General features: G+C 45.0%; 20 protein-coding genes. 8 read left to right on the forward strand and 12 right to left on the reverse strand.

Translation table 11 applies throughout. The features are described 5' to 3' along the window. The first annotated feature begins 209 nt into the window (after nt 1–209). Nucleotides 210–1,277 carry a spore photoproduct lyase gene (splB, locus tag ACIFSR_RS14490; RefSeq protein WP_430057944.1) on the forward strand — a complete coding sequence of 356 codons (1,068 nt, stop codon included), beginning with the start codon at nt 210–212 and terminating at the stop codon, nt 1,275–1,277. 15 nt (nt 1,278–1,292) lie between these two features. Here the strand turns inward: splB and ACIFSR_RS14495 are convergent, their stop codons facing one another. The 10 genes from ACIFSR_RS14495 to ACIFSR_RS14540 all read right to left on the reverse strand — a co-directional run bounded on the left by ACIFSR_RS14495 (nt 1,293) and on the right by ACIFSR_RS14540 (nt 9,313). Then, on the reverse strand, nt 1,293–2,006 hold the full coding sequence (locus ACIFSR_RS14495; RefSeq protein WP_339203380.1) for a cytochrome c biogenesis CcdA family protein: 714 nt from the start codon (nt 2,004–2,006) through the stop codon (nt 1,293–1,295). Between the two features lie 21 nt (nt 2,007–2,027). Next, complete coding sequence (locus tag ACIFSR_RS14500; protein WP_339203381.1) at nt 2,028–2,837, reverse strand: metal ABC transporter permease; 810 nt, start codon at nt 2,835–2,837, stop codon at nt 2,028–2,030. Continuing rightward, complete coding sequence (locus ACIFSR_RS14505; RefSeq protein ID WP_076267071.1) at nt 2,821–3,627, reverse strand: metal ABC transporter ATP-binding protein; 807 nt, start codon at nt 3,625–3,627, stop codon at nt 2,821–2,823. Before ACIFSR_RS14505 ends, ACIFSR_RS14500 begins: the two co-directional genes overlap by 17 nt. Nucleotides 3,628–3,704: 77 nt before the next feature. Beyond that, complete coding sequence (locus ACIFSR_RS14510; protein ID WP_430057946.1) at nt 3,705–4,727, reverse strand: metal ABC transporter solute-binding protein, Zn/Mn family; 1,023 nt, start codon at nt 4,725–4,727, stop codon at nt 3,705–3,707. Nucleotides 4,728–5,013: 286 nt separating this feature from the next. Further along, a complete protein-coding gene (metG, locus tag ACIFSR_RS14515; protein WP_339203385.1) occupies nt 5,014–7,005 on the reverse strand; it encodes a methionine--tRNA ligase in 1,992 nt (663 codons plus the stop codon). Between the two features lie 113 nt (nt 7,006–7,118). After that, entirely contained in the window at nt 7,119–7,253 is a 135-nt protein-coding gene (locus ACIFSR_RS14520; RefSeq protein ID WP_430057948.1) for a hypothetical protein, read from the reverse strand. A gap of 147 nt (nt 7,254–7,400) precedes the next feature. After that, on the reverse strand, nt 7,401–7,640 hold the full coding sequence (gene yidD, locus ACIFSR_RS14525) for a membrane protein insertion efficiency factor YidD (RefSeq protein ID WP_339203387.1): 240 nt from the start codon (nt 7,638–7,640) through the stop codon (nt 7,401–7,403). Nucleotides 7,641–7,657: 17 nt separating this feature from the next. Further along, nucleotides 7,658–8,095: a Fur family transcriptional regulator gene (locus ACIFSR_RS14530; RefSeq protein ID WP_076266931.1), complete on the reverse strand. Its 438-nt coding sequence runs from the start codon at nt 8,093–8,095 to the stop codon at nt 7,658–7,660. Between the two features lie 180 nt (nt 8,096–8,275). Next, the gene (locus ACIFSR_RS14535) at nt 8,276–8,500 is read right to left on the reverse strand and encodes a hypothetical protein (protein WP_076266930.1); all 225 of its coding nucleotides are present in this window, start codon (nt 8,498–8,500) and stop codon (nt 8,276–8,278) included. Between the two features lie 387 nt (nt 8,501–8,887). Further along, on the reverse strand, nt 8,888–9,313 hold the full coding sequence (locus ACIFSR_RS14540; protein WP_076266928.1) for an Hsp20/alpha crystallin family protein: 426 nt from the start codon (nt 9,311–9,313) through the stop codon (nt 8,888–8,890). Nucleotides 9,314–9,465: 152 nt separating this feature from the next. Here ACIFSR_RS14540 and ACIFSR_RS14545 point away from each other — a divergent pair, with 152 nt between their 5' ends. The 5 genes from ACIFSR_RS14545 to ACIFSR_RS14565 are packed head-to-tail and all read left to right on the forward strand — an operon-like array spanning nt 9,466 to nt 11,261. Beyond that, on the forward strand, nt 9,466–9,693 hold the full coding sequence (locus ACIFSR_RS14545; protein ID WP_054024261.1) for a spore germination protein: 228 nt from the start codon (nt 9,466–9,468) through the stop codon (nt 9,691–9,693). Further along, nucleotides 9,690–9,893: a spore germination protein GerPB gene (locus ACIFSR_RS14550; protein ID WP_339203389.1), complete on the forward strand. Its 204-nt coding sequence runs from the start codon at nt 9,690–9,692 to the stop codon at nt 9,891–9,893. The genes ACIFSR_RS14545 and ACIFSR_RS14550 overlap by 4 nt, the downstream gene beginning before the upstream one ends. A 41-nt stretch (nt 9,894–9,934) precedes the next feature. Further along, on the forward strand, nt 9,935–10,603 hold the full coding sequence (gene gerPC, locus ACIFSR_RS14555) for a spore germination protein GerPC (RefSeq protein WP_430057950.1): 669 nt from the start codon (nt 9,935–9,937) through the stop codon (nt 10,601–10,603). Further along, complete coding sequence (locus ACIFSR_RS14560; protein WP_144376705.1) at nt 10,603–10,815, forward strand: spore gernimation protein GerPD; 213 nt, start codon at nt 10,603–10,605, stop codon at nt 10,813–10,815. The genes gerPC and ACIFSR_RS14560 overlap by 1 nt, the downstream gene beginning before the upstream one ends. Nucleotides 10,816–10,823: 8 nt before the next feature. After that, nucleotides 10,824–11,261, forward strand: a complete 438-nt coding sequence (locus ACIFSR_RS14565) for a spore germination protein GerPE (RefSeq protein ID WP_430057952.1) — start codon at nt 10,824–10,826, stop codon at nt 11,259–11,261. A 54-nt stretch (nt 11,262–11,315) separates the two neighbouring features. Here ACIFSR_RS14565 and ACIFSR_RS14570 read toward each other — a convergent pair whose 3' ends face one another. After that, on the reverse strand, nt 11,316–12,338 hold the full coding sequence (locus ACIFSR_RS14570; protein ID WP_430058065.1) for a YeiH family protein: 1,023 nt from the start codon (nt 12,336–12,338) through the stop codon (nt 11,316–11,318). 200 nt (nt 12,339–12,538) lie between these two features. On the opposite strand from ACIFSR_RS14570, the gene ACIFSR_RS14575 reads away from it, so the two are divergent. Together ACIFSR_RS14575 and ACIFSR_RS14580 are read left to right on the forward strand one after the other, a co-directional pair. Then, the gene (locus tag ACIFSR_RS14575; protein WP_430058066.1) at nt 12,539–13,423 is read left to right on the forward strand and encodes a LysR substrate-binding domain-containing protein; all 885 of its coding nucleotides are present in this window, start codon (nt 12,539–12,541) and stop codon (nt 13,421–13,423) included. Between the two features lie 105 nt (nt 13,424–13,528). After that, nucleotides 13,529–15,397 carry a squalene cyclase gene (locus tag ACIFSR_RS14580; RefSeq protein ID WP_430057954.1) on the forward strand — a complete coding sequence of 623 codons (1,869 nt, stop codon included), beginning with the start codon at nt 13,529–13,531 and terminating at the stop codon, nt 15,395–15,397. 69 nt (nt 15,398–15,466) lie between these two features. On the opposite strand, the gene gntK is transcribed toward ACIFSR_RS14580, so the two are convergent. Next, on the reverse strand, nt 15,467–17,005 hold the full coding sequence (gntK, locus tag ACIFSR_RS14585; RefSeq protein ID WP_430057956.1) for a gluconokinase: 1,539 nt from the start codon (nt 17,003–17,005) through the stop codon (nt 15,467–15,469). Between the last annotated feature and the right edge of the window lie 86 nt (nt 17,006–17,091).

A 17,091-nucleotide genomic window follows, 5' to 3' on the forward strand; every position in this document is an offset into this window, starting at 1 on the left:
GAAGAACCCCCTAACCATACTTCTTCACCTATTTCACAGGCGTTACTTATTGTATCATACACTGTTCATTGTGTTCACTGCAACCCAAGCCCATCTCCAAAATAGATAAAGAAGCTCAAATAACACTTGAACTTACCAGTTTCAGCTTCGCTCATCCTTCACACAATAAGATGATGTTGACTGTGATGAATCTACAGGAGGAATGAGCTATGAGCACTGCAATTATTGATCGTCCTAAACCAGATCGCTCCACCCTCTCCTTTGTTCCCGAGCTTGTTTATTTTGAACCATCTGCGCTCGATTATCCTAAAGGGCAGCGTATTTTTGAATGGGTTAAAAAAGAAGGCATTCCTTACCGGATGACAACCTCACATAACCGGATTACAAATTTACCTGGCGATACCGAGCTTGAACAGTACAAAATCGCCAAAAGAACGCTTGTCGTTGGCATACGCAAAACCTTGAAATTTGATACTTCGAAGCCTTCAGCGGAATACGCCATTCCGATAGCAACCGGTTGTATGGCTCATTGTCATTATTGTTATTTGCAAACAACCTTAGGAGCAAAACCTTATATTCGTGTATATGTCAATATAGACGATATTCTAGAGGCAGCTGAGGGGTACATCGACGAGAGAAAACCGGAAATTACCCGCTTTGAAGCCGCATGTACATCCGATCCCGTCGGACTGGAGCCCATTACAGGCAGCCTTCGCGAGCTTATTGATTTTATGGGGGAACAAGAACATGGACGGCTTCGGTTTGTGACCAAGTTTCACCATGTGGATTCCCTTCTTGATGCAAAGCACAATGGACATACCCGTATCCGATTTAGCGTAAATGCCAAATATGTAATCAAGCATTTCGAGCCCGCTACATCAAGTTTTGATCAACGCATTGAGGCAGCCGCAAAGGTCGCTAGAGCAGGTTATCCAATGGGCTTTATAATTGCCCCTATTATTTGGCATGAAGGCTGGGAGGAAGGCTATGGCGAGCTTATAGCCTCACTTGCAGACAAACTCCCGCAGGATGTGACCAAAGACCTTACATTTGAACTCATTCAGCATCGTTTTACAAAAACGGCAAAAGCAGTTATTGAAAAGCGGTATCCGCGGACGAAGCTTGAGATGGATATTGAAAAACGCAAATATAAATGGGGTCGCTGGGGACAAGGAAAATACGTCTATCCCGATGAACAAGCAAATGCGCTCCGCATGTATTTATCGGAGCGCATCTTTGAACATTTTCCTGAAGCAAAAATTGAATATTTTACGTAAGAGATCAGTATCTGCTTAAAATTTCAACCATTCCGGCGTAATCATGTTAAGCCAGATCGTGATTTTGGTCATTTGATCGGTAAACAATAATACACCCATCAAAATCATAACAGCTCCGCCAACCTTCATTACGCTAGCTGAATATTTCAGTATCCATCTTGCCGTACCAAGGAAAAAGGCAAGTACAAAAAAAGGAATCGCAAAGCCTAATGAGTAAGCAGTCGTTAGCTGAAACCATGTGCCAGGTTCCGATGCTGCAAGACCTAAAATCGCAGTAAGCGCGGGACCTGTACATGGGGTCCAGCCTGCGGAGAAGCCAATTCCAAAAATAAAGGAGCTGACATAGTTCGCTTTTTTCGGAATAAGATTCATTCTTCGTTCCTTCATCAGGAGCTGCGGCTGAAATAATCCGATTAAGAATAGTCCCATCAAAATAATCAATATCGCTGATAATTGCCTAATCAGATCTCGATATTCGCTAAAAAATTCAGCAAATACATTCGTTCCATAGCCTAATGCATAATACACGGTGCAGAAACCCAAAATGAAAAACAGCGTGTGTGACATCGTTCGCATGCGTTTTTGTTTGGCATGTGAATTGCCCTTCAAATCCGCTACCGATATTCCCGTTATGTATGATAAATACGAAGGATAAAGCGGTAAGCAGCAAGGTGATATGAACGATGCAAAGCCAGCCCCTAAGGCCAGCCAAATGTTAATGTCGGACAAACCCTCTCACTCCAATCCTCATTAACTGCCTGGTCGCATGCCACGGCGGAAAACGAGCAGCAACAGCAGCACAGCAATTAGCAATAATACAATGGTACCGCCTGGTGCCAAATTCCATACACCCGCGATTAGTAAGCCTAATACAACGGCAATCTCGCCAATAATGACGACCGTTATAACGCTTTGACGGAAACTGCGGGCAATAATCAAGCTGCATGCGGCTGGTATAGTCAGCAAGGCCGATACAAGCAGCGCACCTACAATTTTGATAGAAACACTAATAACTAGAGCAGTAAGCACGCTAATCATAACATTATAAAATTTGACGGGCAAGCCGCTCACTGCTGCCGCGTCCTCATCAAACGTAAGAAGGAATAGCTCCTTTACTTGAAGCCTGATCGCAACAAGAACAATCAGTGTAACGACGCCTATTACGTAAAGATCAGTGGTGCTCAAAGTATAAATGCTTCCAAATAAGTAACTATTCACATTGCTGTTGAATCCTTTGCCCATCGTGAATAATAATGATGCGAGCGCGACTCCGCCTGACATGATAATGGCAATGGACAGCTCTGCATATGATTTATATGCTTTCCGAAGCTTCTCAATAGCAAATGAGGCAATAATCGCAAACACAAATCCCATAGCAATTGGATACACGCCAATCAAGAAACCTAGCGCTACTCCAGCAATAGATACATGCGATAAAGTATCTCCAATCATTGAAAGCCTTCGCAGCACAAGAAATAAGCCGATTAGCGGAGCCGTTACCCCGATTAGAAGTCCGCCAATAAGAGCCCTTTGAAAAAATTCACTAGTTACGATCTCCAACCAAAACAACCTCTTTCCTGCTCTCCATTTGTTCCCTTAGCCCTTTCAGGCTGTGTGCAAGATCATTTTCTACACAATCCTGCGTTTCGTGCGAATGTTTAATATGAAACTTGAGCTTCCCGTTTCCACTGGCTGGCTCTTGTCCTAAATACGAGCGAATCATGTCAAGGTCATGAGAAACCATTAGAAATGTAATGTTATGATGTTGATGCATATGCTTGATCATGTGAAAGAAGCTTTCCTGTGTCTCCGTATCTATCCCCACAGTCGGCTCATCTAGAATAAGCAGCGATGGGTTGTTAATGAGCGCTCTGGCAAGAAATACACGCTGCTGCTGTCCGCCCGACAACTGCCCGATACGTTTATCCTTTATATCCTCAATCCCCATTGCTTGCAAAGCATCATCACATTTTTGATAATCCATTTTGCTTAGTTTCTTAAACAGCTTGCTTCGCCCATAAAGGCCTGACAAGACGACCTCCCGAACAGTAGCTGGGAACAACGGATTTAATGTGTTTTTCTGCGGGACATATCCGATGCGCTCCCACTGCTTAAATTTGTCTACTTTCTCACCAAACAAACGGATCGTTCCGCTCGTTGGCTTTATCAATCCAACGATCATTCGCAGCAGCGTCGTTTTTCCAGCGCCATTCGTGCCGATTAATCCGATAAAGTCCCGTTCTTTCACCGCGAAGCTTAGCTTTGATATAACTGTCTGCTGTTGATAAGAGAAGGAGACGTCCTCCAATGAAATAACCTCTTGGTGACAGCTTGCATCCGCATTTGTCATTCGATTTGATTGCGCCATAATTTATCTCCTCACAGCAATGCGGAGCATAAATCAGCTCCGCAGGTTTGCCTTTTGCTCTATTGTAATGCTTGCACAAGATTTTGCAAGTTTCGTTCCATTAGGGTTAAGTACGTGTCTCCCGCTTTTTCTTGATCCGGCGTTAGGCCTTCGAGCGGATTAAGCACCATTGTCTCAACGTCCGCTTCGCCTGCAAGCGTTTTGGCAAGTTGATCTGAAACTAATTCTTCGAAAAAGATATATTTTACATCGTTTGCTTTAACAAACTTCGCAATTTTGAGCAAATCCTGTGCACGCGGCTCAGCGTCAGGGCTAAGTCCCATGATTGAAATTTGCTTCAATCCGTAATCACGAGCTAAGTAACCAAACGCTTGATGCGAGGTAACGATGTTTTTGTTCGATGTTTGTGCAAGCTTTGCCGTGTAATCCGCATCGATTGCTTCGAGCTTTCCTTTTAGTACCTCGTAGTTTTTCTCATAATCTGCTTGGTTTGCGCTATCGGCTTCAATTAAGCTATTTTTCACATTCTCGGCTAATGTAAGGGCTGATTTTGGACTAACCCAAGTGTGCGGGTCCAAGCCGCCATGTTCATGCGCTTCTTCATCAGCATGTTCTTCTTCATGTTCATGATCATGCTCATCTTCATTACCCTCAATTAATGGAATGCCTTTGCTGATTTCTTTGGTCACGACTTTACTGTCTTTGGACAGGCCTTTCAGAAATCCGTCAACCCAGCCTTCTAGTCCCGCTCCATGGTACAGAAACAGCTGCGCCTTCGACGCTGTATCAAGATCGCGGCTCTTTGGTGTCCAATCATGCGGCTCTACTCCTGATGCTACTAGATTAACCGCTTTGACATGATCTCCGCCAATTTCCGATGCTAGAAAATATAATGGATAGAAGCTGGTAACGACACTAACTTGTTTCCCCTCTGCTTGACCAGTTCCCGTGCTGCCGTTCGCTGGTTGGTTTGATGAGCCTGAATTATTCGTATTATTGCCGCAAGCCGCTGCAAAAAGCAGCATTGCTGATAAAAGAAAACTAAGCGCCATAGGTCTTGTCAATGATTTCAGTCTATTCATTTTGATTTCTCTCCATTCATCTTTCTCTCTTGTTCGTAATCGTTATGATTACGTTTTGTATTATACGATGACCTGAAATAGACTGTCAACCTAATTTCTTAGCAAAAGCTAGTAGAAGTTTCCTACCGATCATGACTCACAGCTGCAATTTAATCATATAGATTATCTTTATTGACCAAAATGATATGAATTATGATTGATGCTAATTTTTGAAGAGCAGCAAAACATAAAGGCACCCCAGAAGTTAAACAACCTCAGGGGTGCCTCCGTATATGAACAAATGAACTTACTTCACAACAGCGCCGTTTGGCATATTGTCAGGAACCGTTGCAAGTGTAAGCTGATCGCCATGTGATGCTGCAAGAATCATTCCTTGCGACATTTCGCCGCGCAGCTTAACCGGCTTCAAGTTTGTAACGCAAATAACTTTGCGTCCAACCATTTGCTCCGGTGTGTAAAACTTAGCAATGCCGGAAACAACCTGGCGCTGCTCATACCCAAGATCCAATTGAAGCTTCAGCAGTTTATCTGCTTTGAGAACTGGCTCTGCAGAAATAACCTGAGCAACGCGAAGCTCTACCTTTGCAAAGTCATCAATTGCAATTTCATCCTTGCTCTCAGGCGCAGCCTGTGGTGCTTCATCCGCTGCCTTCGCCGCATTCGGCTGCTCAGCTGACTGCTCTGACTGTGTACCGCCGCTCATTGCTGCTGCGATAAAAGCAGACTCCTCTGACGTATCGAGGCGTGGGAACAATGGTGTACCCTTGTTTACTTTCGTTCCGCCCGGCAGCGAACCGAATTGCTTCGTGCTCTCCCATGAAGTTAGTTCACCTTGCTCAAGTCCAAGCTGCTTCCACATTTCCCTTGGAGAATGCGTCAAGAACGGCTGCAGCAGAATCGATACGATTCGCAGCGATTCCGCCAAATGATGCATGACCGATGCTAGCTGTCCATTTTTGGACTCATCTTTAGCAAGCGTCCACGGCTGTGTCTCATCGATATATTTGTTCGTGCGGCTTACAAGCTGCCAAAGGGATGACAACGCCACGGAAAACTCCATATTTTCAAGCGCTGACTCTACCTGAACGATCGTTTCACTCGCAAGCTTCTGCAACGATTCATCAAATTCGGTTACACTGCCTGCAAATGGCGGGATCACACCGTCAAAGTATTTATCGATCATCGCTATCGTTCGGTTAAGCAGATTACCAAGATCGTTCGCCAAATCGAAGTTGATTCGTTCAACGAAATTTTCTGGCGTAAATGTTCCGTCTGCGCCAAACGGCACTTCTCGGAGCAAATAATAACGAAGCGCATCAAGTCCGTAACGATCGATTAGCATTACTGGATCGACAACATTGCCTTTGGATTTTGACATTTTGCCATCCTTCATCAGAAGCCAGCCATGTGCAAACACCTTCTTAGGCAGCGGCAAATCGAGCGCCATCAACATGATTGGCCAATAAATCGTGTGGAATCGAACAATTTCCTTTCCGACCAAATGTACGTCAGCCGGCCAGAAATCACGATATTTCTGATCATCGCCTTCATTTCCGTAGCCTAATGCCGTGATATAGTTGGAAAGCGCATCAATCCACACGTAAATGACATGTTTAGCGTCTCCAGGCACTTTAATACCCCAATCAAACGTTGTACGCGATACAGCCAAATCCTCAAGGCCCGGCTTAATGAAGTTGTTGATCATCTCATTCTTGCGTGATTCCGGTTGAATGAAATCTGGATTGTCTTCATAATATTTGAGCAAACGATCAGCATAATTGCTCATGCGGAAGAAGTAGCTTTCTTCTTTTACAAGCTCAACCGCACGTCCGCAGTCTGGGCATTTGCCGTCAACCAACTGACGCTCGAGGAAAAACGACTCACAAGGCGTACAGTACCAGCCTTCATACGTGCCTTTATAAATATCGTCCTGTTTAAGCAGCTGAGCAAAAATTTTCTCAACAACAACCTTATGACGATCCTCCGTCGTACGAATGAAATCATCATTGGAGATTTCCAGCTTCGCCCACAGATCTTTAATGCCTACAACGATATCATCAACAAATTGCTGCGGGGTTTGGTCCTTTTCCTTTGCTTTGCGTTCAATTTTCTGTCCATGCTCATCTGTACCCGTCAAATACCATACATCATAGCCGCGCAGACGTTTATAACGTGCCATTGCGTCACCAGCCACCGTCGTGTAGGCATGTCCAATGTGAAGCTTATCGCTCGGATAATAAATCGGCGTTGTAATATAAAACGTATTTTTTTTCGTCATTTTTACTCCTCCTATTGCATTAGTCTAAAAAAACGCAAAAAACTCCCGTCCATCATGGGACGAGAGTTTGAACTCACGCGGTACCACCCAAATTTCAATCCGGAAATGAGCGGTTAAACCGCCACTTCAAGAAAGCTTCGTGTGCCGCCTGCATGGCGGCTTGCGCCGTTAACGCCAGCTTCGCGTCGCTCCCTTACCCAGCGCTGCCGCTGAAGCTCGAAAGCGAATCCTCCCGGACCATTTTCCAATGGAGTCCCTTACCGGCTTGCACCATGTTTCCCGGCTCTCTGAAAAGGTTCTGCTATTGTACTTATCCATTCCTCGGACATATAAATAAAACCAAAACTTATTTTACCACTTATAAATCAAAATATACCCAAATAGAGCCCTCTCTGTCAAGGAGCATCTATGTTGCTGTCTTTTGCAGGCGGAACGGGATCATAACCACCAGCATTAAAGGGATGGCACCTGGCAATTCGCTTCATAGCAAGCCACGAGCCCTTAGCCGCTCCATGCTTCTCGATCGCTTCGAGCGCATACATCGAACAGGTCGGATAGAAACGGCAAGATGGCGGGGTCAAAGGTGAAATCACTTTGCGATAAAAGAGGATCGGAGCTTGAGTCACTCTTTTCATTACCCGTTTCTCTGACATTAGGCCTCGCTAACTGCTGACTCGTCTTGTATGCAGTCTTTGCAATATCCGAACACCTCGAATTTGTGTTTCACAACTCGGAAATCATCAGGAACATTCGTTTGCTCCATTGGGCAGAAGGTAATGGGATAAGTCATCCCGCACTGCAGGCAAATCATATGATGATGATGTTCATTCTCTCTGCAATGCAGCTTGAACTTACCGCCATCCTCAAAAATAACCTGCTCCAGCACACCGAGTTCTTCCATCACTCGCAAATTGCGATATACGGTATCAAAGCTTAATCCCGTATACGATTTCCCCATATATTCATAGACTTCCTTCGGAGCCAAATAACCCTGTGTCTCAGAAAAAAGCTTTGCGAGCGTTTTCCTTTGATCCGTTATTCTCAATCCTTGACTAGACATGCGTCGTATAATGTCTTCCATCGTATGCATATGTCGAACCTCCGGACTAAAAATTGTATATCTCCATAATGACGAACAAACTTAAAACGGCTAAAGCCGCCTATGGAGGCTTAGCATTCGTTTCGCGGAGAATTATATAAGTCCATTATAAGCAATAAAACTTATAAAGTCTTATATTTAAAAAAAGCTCTCGTCAATGAGAGCCTCCATTTAACCATTTAATCTCATGTTGATCATAAAGCTAGCTGACATCGCTACAAATAACAAGATACTAATAATGCCGACGAGCTTCCGCCTAGTATTGAGCTTATTAATTAACGCGGAATCATTGGAGAGCCGTTTCGATTCCGAGTACGAGCGATGCATAAACATATAACTGATAATGGAAACGACGAACAGCATGTTAATAAAAAACCATATAATTGTCCAGGTCAAGCCCTTACCTCCGGTCGTGATCAGCTATAAAAAATTATAGATACCACTTATTTAATATGTACATGAAGACTACAAAACTCACGACCGCTCCTGCAAAACTAAACCAGCCTGTACGAAATTTTTGCTGAAACATCCGCAGGATACCAAAGCTCAGCAAACCGAAAATAAGCATTAAAAAAACGATTCCAAGTATGAATAACGAAGCAGAAACACTGCTTACATCGACTAAGGACACTGAACACACTCCCTTTTTACTAATATGTACATGTTCATTAGACATTATAAGGGATAGCGAAGCCTTTAGCCAGCTGTAATACCTGTCGATTTCGTGACAAAAAGAGCACATCTCATCTAGATTTGTGCCCTTCCTGTTCCTCCATACGTTAACTACCAGCGAATAATCGCTTCATGATAGGTACGATTGGTTGGCCTCTTCTGAAGCTTCACGTGCATAAAATTGTCTTTCACTAATGTTTTGCACACCTTTGGCTTCACAAACTTAGGCAGCTTGATCGTCTCCGGCTTACCGCTCGGCAGTCCATCCAGGCGCAGTCGATCTTCCCTTACGAACAACCGCAGCTGCTCTTTATCAAAGCCTTCCGGCAATGTAATCTTCACATTCAAAAAATGACGTGTTTCAGAAAAGGCGGCTGAGCCTCCTCCAATCATAACACCAGCCGCTTCGGGCAGTGCTTTGGTCATCATTTTACGCACATATTGCTCTACCCAAGCCGGTTCGCGCAGCAGCTCAAAGCCTTTCGGCATCTGCTGCTTCTCCATCCACCGTTCCATATCATCCCATTTAGATGCCACAGCAAACACCCGCCTTCCAGCACTTCTACCAGCATATGCGCCTTGAGCGTTTCAGGATACTTTCTGGATAGTAACCTCTGGGCGAATGCCGCATAAGCTATACCATAAACAATCCATTTATCAAAAATCATCTATACAAAGGGAGGATGCTCATGCCAGCTGTCGTAGGTTTTGTCAAAATTGTTAGCGTTGGCTCCGGCTCCATTATTCAATTTGGAGACGCCCTGGAAGTGTCGCCAAATAGCACTTCCAAGACGTATGCGGGATCAGGATCATTCCTAACAGGAAGCTTAACGAACTCAAATAACGCTGTCAGCGCAACAAACACCCTTGATCCGGATGTGCAAGATAGCTCGAATAATGATGTGAGTGCAATATGAGCCTGACCATTCATCAGCAAATTACAATTCATCAGCTACGTGTCGACAGCATATCGAACAGCTCCGTCCTGCAGGTCGGCAGTGCCGGATCCATACGTTCATTGTCACAACTCTATAATTCGGGCGGGTTCACTGAGCCTGCTCCAGAGTTATCCTCAGATAATCCGCTTTCCTTCGTCCCACTGCCTAACCCTACTTAAGCGGAAATTAGAACTCATTACGAGTAGGAGGTGCAAGTATCATGCAGCAAAACAATCCACTTTCCCCGTGGCAAATATGGTCACTTGATGTACAAAATAAGCTTAACGAGCATTGTGAGCGGCTGGATGCACTTGAAGCAAAGGTCAACGCTTTATGTGAACAAGTAAAGCAGCTCGAAGCGCGCCCTACTTACCATATAGACGGCATACAATATCATTTTGATCAATTGAAAGTTGAGAAGCTGGACGGCACACTGAATATCGGGATGACCGCGCCAGGCATCGGAGATGATTCTATCCCTGGAAGCATTGAACAGATGACCGTATCAAATACGCCCGCTTTCCCAACTGCAGCCTCACCTACACCGCCGCAAAATGGGCTATACAATGATATTTATGCTGGGATGACTCGCTATTTGGATATGGAAGCTCAGCAAAAGCTGCTTTCCTACGAAAACGAGCTTCAAATTCCACTAGATCCTTATCATCGGCAAATTATTATAAATGATGTCCGCAAACAAGTGCCTGCTCGCATTCAGTACTATATGCAAAAAACAGATCGAGGCAGCGATACTCAACCAGCCGCGATTGATAACAATGCAGTCACAGCTACCGTTCTGTCCAAAACAAAAAGGGATGCCGACGCTGCATTGCTCGCATATATGCGAGAGCTGCAAAACAACTCCCCATCTACCGGAGGAATGTCATAATGCTGTATTTTAAAGTCGTTAATCATCTGCTTAGTGTTGGTCAAATTGAAGTGCTCGGCGTATCCAGTGCATCGATGCTGCAAGTTGGAGACACCGATAACGTAAACTTATATTCGATGTTCGATACACCGCCTGAATCTGTCATCGTTGGACCGATTGCTCCGTTTCCGCTTCCGGAAGAAGAATCTAGCGGCACTTTCGGGGGAAGCTAGGTGGGATCATGAATCGAATCAATGATCAATCTATCAATACCTTTCATGTTCGAACCGCAACTGTTGGGTTCTTGCGTATAATATCCGTTGGTCAGGCAGGTATTGTACAGCTTGGTGATCGCGCTGTGACGAGCGCCAAGCTTCGAGCACTAGCAGTGCAGCGGAAAGAAGATCATCTGATTTCAGGTGAAGTTTTTTTTGAATCCTATGAGATTTTTTCACGCCCGCTGCCCGTTATCAGTGATCCGGAATTTGATAATGCTGGTGGTATTGAGCTGTTTCGAACCAATTGTGCGCCGAATATTACAGTCGGATACATACAAGTCATTGCATCCGGCTCAGCAGCGAGCATTCAGATCGGCAACGGAGTGACTCTGAACGGAGAATCACGAATCAAGCATATTCGGCAGTACCCCCGTCAAAATTCCGCTCTCTCTCAAGGTTGAGCAAATAAAGTCCGCTATGGCACTGTATCCCTGCGGACTTTTTCTTGTCTTTTTTTATGCCAATTGAAAAATATGCACAAGCAGCAATCCGAGCCCGGCTAGCAGCACAGAACCAATGAATCCCGCAATAAATGGTTTTTTTCCAAGCTTCTTAAATACGACAAAATCGACGCCGAGACCAAGTCCTGCCATTGCCATTGCAATAAGAAAATAAGCGGCGACAATCAGATTCGCAGTAGCTGCGGCAGGAATTATGCCTAACGTATTAACTCCGCTCATGGCAAGAAATCCAACGATAAACCATGGAATCGGCAATTGCTTTAAGCTCATTTTTTGTGCTTTATTGGCTTTGCGGCCATTCCAAATTCCAATAATAATCGCAACTGGGACAAGCAGCGCTACGCGAGTCATCTTTACAATAACAGCCAAATCAATCGCTTCTTGTCCTCCAGGTGCCGCGGCAGCAATAACATGCGCAATTTCATGCAATGTTGCACCCGAGAAGATGCCATAACCTGCGTTGCTTAAATCAAGCACGGGGTACAATACGGTATAGGCTAGAGTAAAGAGCGTTCCTAAAATAGCAACCGTTGTCGCACTCACTGCTGTTTCATTTGGACTTGCCTTCAATTGTGGAGCTATCGCTACAACAGCTGCTGCACCGCAAATAGCTGTACCGCAGGCTGTGAGAAGGCCTAAATTTTTATCTATTTTCATCCATTTGCTTATTCCATAAACAACAAATATCGTAAATACAATGTTAATAACGGCAAGCACAAATACCTTTGGCCCTGCATGTAAAATATCAAGTAGATTCAGGCGAAGCCCCAGCAAAATAATTCCGAATCGCAGCAGCTTTTTGCTTGAAAACGTTATGCCGCTCATCGCTTGCACTGGCAAGCCTATCCATGCACGACAGGCTATCCCTAATAAAATAGCGACAACCAGCTGACCCATAACGTTAAAAAAAGGAAGCATCGCGATTCCTTTCGCTGCTATTGCAATACCCATCGTATACGCTAATCCTTGTATAAAACCAAAACCATTATTCGAATGACGAATTAAAACATTTTTTATAATCATCGATTTCACCTCTGCATCTTGTGTTTAGCAAGTGTTCCTGTTGCATTCACTATAAGGCTCGGAGCAGACAAAGTGAAATACCTATTCCCTATCTTTATCATCAGGAATCCTAATGATTAAATTGCCATTCATTCGTTTTTTCCTTATAGTTACGTTATATTCAAGAAAATCGTAATCAATAATGAGGGATAATGATGATCATTGAGGCACTTCGAGTATTCGTTACCGTAACCGAGCAAAGTCATTTTTCAAGAGCTGCAGATCTATTGAATATTTCTCAGCCGGGGGTAAGCCTGCATATTCGAAATTTAGAAAATGAACTTGGAGCGAAGCTGCTGCATCGCTCTCCTAAGCAGGTTCGGCTTACCGAAGCTGGTGACATTATGTACCAACGGGCGAAGCAAATTTTATCTTTATATGAGGAAGCGAAGCAGGACATACAGCTTTTACAGGATAAAGTGACGGGCAGCTTGCAGATTGGAGCCAGCTTTACGATTGGTGAATATGTTCTCCCAAGCAGGCTTGCTGAATTTGCTGTTCAATATCCGCTCGTTACTATCCAAACAACAATCGGGAATACGGAGGAAATAGTTCAAGCAGTGAGATCCAATGAACTGGATATTGGTCTCATTGAAGGCGATGCAAGCGCGACAGATTTAGTCGTTACGCCTTACATGAAAGATGAAATGATTTTGATCGCTCCTTCTACACATCCGCTCGCAGCGGAGCGCTTCATTGATGCCGAAATGCTGCAAAACCAAGTATGGGTACTGAGAGAAGTCGGCTCTGGCACTCGCGCTTTTAGCGACCAGTTCATACGTGATGCGCAATTAACCCAAAAACGCTCTTACATTTTTAATAGCAGCCAAAGTGTCAAACAATCTGTTGTATCCGGTTTAGGAATAGCTATGCTGTCACGCTGGGTCGTAAAGAAGGAATTAGAATCGGGAGAATTGATCCAGCTTCGGTTGAGCAAACAGCGTTTCGAACGTGATTTTTCTATTATCCGACATAAAGAAGGAGCAGCTACAATGGCTGTATCCATGCTGCTGCAACGGCTTCTAACCCTTAATGAATAAACAGTTTGAACAAGCCGTCTATTCCTATTAGGCGATCCTCGACTGTGCATGCTGATTAGCGCATATATATTAAGCAACGACAGTTGCAAAGGATGATTGCGCCACATGGATATGAAACGAATCCGCGCAAGGATAGATGCAATGACGGAAGAGCTTATTCACCAGCAGTCGCAGGACGGCGCATGGCGGATGTGCTTCGATTCTGGGACGATGACGGATAGTTATTTAATCATTTTACTGCGCCTGCTAGGCAGAGCAGATGAGCGTTTGATTCACATGCTTGCAGCTCGAATCGCCTCAAAACAAGAGGAAAACGGTGCTTGGAAGGTTTATCCTGACGAATCCGAGGGCAATTTGGACGCAACGTCTGAGGCTTATTTTGCACTGCTTTATGCAGGTTACTACTATGAAGCTGATCCGCGTATGGTAAGGGCTAAGCAATTTATTCTGAAGCGCGGCGGTTTATCCGAGGTTAGATCCTTGCTCACGCAGGTTATGTTTTCCGCAACAGGTCAAGCGGAATGGCCGCGTATGCTGCGCATTCCGCTTGAAGCTTTTTTCTCCGATCTCGGAATCGGCCTTGATCTATTCTCCCTCTCTGGTCACGCGCGTGTCCACCTTGTACCGACTATCATTATGGCGAACAAACAATTTGTACGCAAAACGAGCACAATGCCCGAGCTTTATCAGCTATTTGTTAACGACTCGCGCAAATTTTCAAATGATACGACCTGGATATCTGCGTTGAATGAATTTATATCCAGCTTGCCTTTATCCAGTCTGCTTCCACCCAGCTCCTCAACGTCGTATGAGAAGGCTGAAGCCTTTATGTTCGATAGACTTGAGCCAAACGGAACACTTCTAACCTTCTCTACTGCAACAATATTGATGATTTTATCTTTGCTTTCGCTGGGCTACTCCACGGATTCAACCGCCGTAAATCGATTATTGGCAGGTATTCTTTCAGTCATGTGCGTTGACAGGCCTCATCTTCAAGTCGCATCTGCTGAAGTTTGGGACACCTCCATGCTGACTTACGCGCTGCGTGAAGCAGGAGCCTCTCCAAGCATGCCTGCCCTCGAGAAAGCTGGGGTTTATTTGTTAGCAAGACAGCAGGTTCGTTTAGGAGATTGGACTAGACGTTTGCCGAACACACCTGCAGGAGGCTGGGGATTCTCCAACGTAAATACGCTGTATCCAGACGTTGATGACAGCGCTGCTGTTCTGCGGGCTATTCGGCCTTACACGACCGAAGCAAATGGCTTACACGCCAACTGGCAACGAGGTTTAAACTGGGTGCTGGCGATGCGGAACGAAGATGGCGGCTGGCCTGCGTTCGAACGCGAAGGCAACCAGCTGCCAGCCAGCTTCTTTACTTTTGAAGGCTCCTCTGACATTTCTACCGATCCTTCTACTGTCGACTTAACCGGCCGTGTTCTTGGTTTTCTAGGGGATGAGCTGGACATGACAATCGGCCATCGCTGGCTGGATGATAGTGTGCAATGGGTGCTCTCCCAGCAAATGAGGGATGGCAGCTGGTACGGTCGCTGGGGTATTGCCTATACGCATGGGACAGGTGCTGCAATAAAAGGAATGACAGCAGTTGGGGTGCCAGACGACCATCCCGCCATTCAGAAGGGAATCAAGTGGCTGTTATCTATTCAAAATGACGACGGCGGCTGGGGCGAGTCCTGCTTGAGCGACAAAGTAAAGCATTATGTCCCGCTCCATGCTAGCACCCCCTCTCAAACCGCATGGGCGCTCGACGCATTAATCGCCGTTTATGCTAAACCTAATGCCGCAATGGAAAGAGGCGTAGAAGCATTGCTCCAATCGCTTGAGCGGCGAGATTGGACCTACACCTATCCAACAGGAGCAGCTCTTCCAGGCAGCGTTTATGTTCATTATCCGAGCAACAACTATATATGGCCGCTGCTTACGCTGTCGTCGATTTTGAAGAAATATGGCACGTAATACAAAATACAAATACGACTTTCAAATAAAAACAGCCGGCATGCTGCTCGGCTGTTTTTGCGATATGAATTAAACATATTTTTGTTGAAAAGCTGCAATATTTGCGTATTCCTCGGTTAATAAACGAGAAACTCGGATGTAGATCCGCATGAGCTCGGCATAAATTTCAGCGTTTTGTTTATTGGGCAAATGAAAATGCGAACCTCCTACCATATCCGCAACAACGTCCAGCGAATCCACCTCGCCCAAGCTGTATAACCCCAGAATAACCGCGCCAAGACAAGAGCTTTCAATACTCTCAGGCACATGCAATTCTTGATCAAATATGTCAGCCATCATCTGGCGCCAAAGCTCTGACCTCGCAAACCCTCCTGTTGCTTGAATTTGAGTAGGTTTGCCTGTCAATTCTTCAAGTGCCATGAGTACGCTATATAAATTATAAATGACTCCTTCTAACGCTGCGCGAACTAAATGCTCTTTCTTATGATGCAGTCCCAGCCCAAAATATGAACCACGCGCATTCGCATCCCAGAGCGGAGCACGTTCACCAGACAAATAAGGATGGAAAATAAGACCCTCAGAACCCGGTTTCGCCTTCGCGGCGAGCTCCGTTAGCAGCTCATAGGGATCGATACCTCTTTCTTTAGCCGTAATTACTTCTTCCGTACCGATCTGATCGCGAACCCAGCGAAAAATCATTCCCCCGTTATTCACTGGTCCTCCGATAACCCAGTGCTTCTCAGTTAAAGCATAGCAAAAAATACGGCCCTTCGGATCAGTTACAGGCTTGTCCGTTACCGCTCGTATAGCACCGCTCGTACCGATTGTAACGGCAACTACGCCAGGCTTAATCGCATTGACACCCAAATTGGAGAGTACGCCATCACTTGCGCCTACTATAAACGGTGTGTTTGGCTGCAAATTCATCAGCTTCGCATAATGCTCTTCCAACCCCTCCAGCTTATAAGTCGTCGGCACAAGCTCCGAAAGCCGGTCTGCCGTAACGCCAGCAACACGAAGCGCTTCCTCATCCCATTGCAAATTGTTCAAATGGAACAGGCCTGTTGCTGATGCAATCGAATAATCAATGACATAACGTCCGAACAGCTTGAAGAACACGTACTCTTTTATCGAAATAAATTTGTATGTACGATCGAATAACTCCTTATGATCATGACGCAGCCAGGTAAGCTTGGATAACGGAGACATCGGATGAATGGGAGTGCCAGTCCGCAAATAGATTTCATGGCCATTCCATTCATTTTTAATTTTATTCGTCCATTCGATACTCCGATTGTCTGCCCAAGTTATGCATCTTGATATTGGCATCCCTTGTTGATCCACAGCGATCACGCTATGCATGGCCGAACTGAATGAAACACATAAAATATCTTCTTGCTGCACGTTGCTTTTCGCAACAGCTTGACCAATAGTGCCTAACACAGCATTAAAAATTTCATCCGGGTCCTGCTCCGCAATAGCTGGCGAAGGTGAATGCAGCGGATATTCAATACCATGGCTTGCGACTATGACACCTTTGGCTGTAAAGAGTACTGCTTTCGTGCTTGTCGTTCCTATATCAACACCGATAACATATTTTGTACTCATCCTTGTACCTCCGCATACAATTGCCAAATCAAGATCTGGCTTTATAATCGTTTACCCTGTAATTGCTACAATATCGTTATTCAGGC

The sequence above is a fragment of the Paenibacillus sp. NRS-1760 genome, assembly GCF_050467785.1.
Lineage (GTDB): Bacteria > Bacillota > Bacilli > Paenibacillales > Paenibacillaceae > Pristimantibacillus.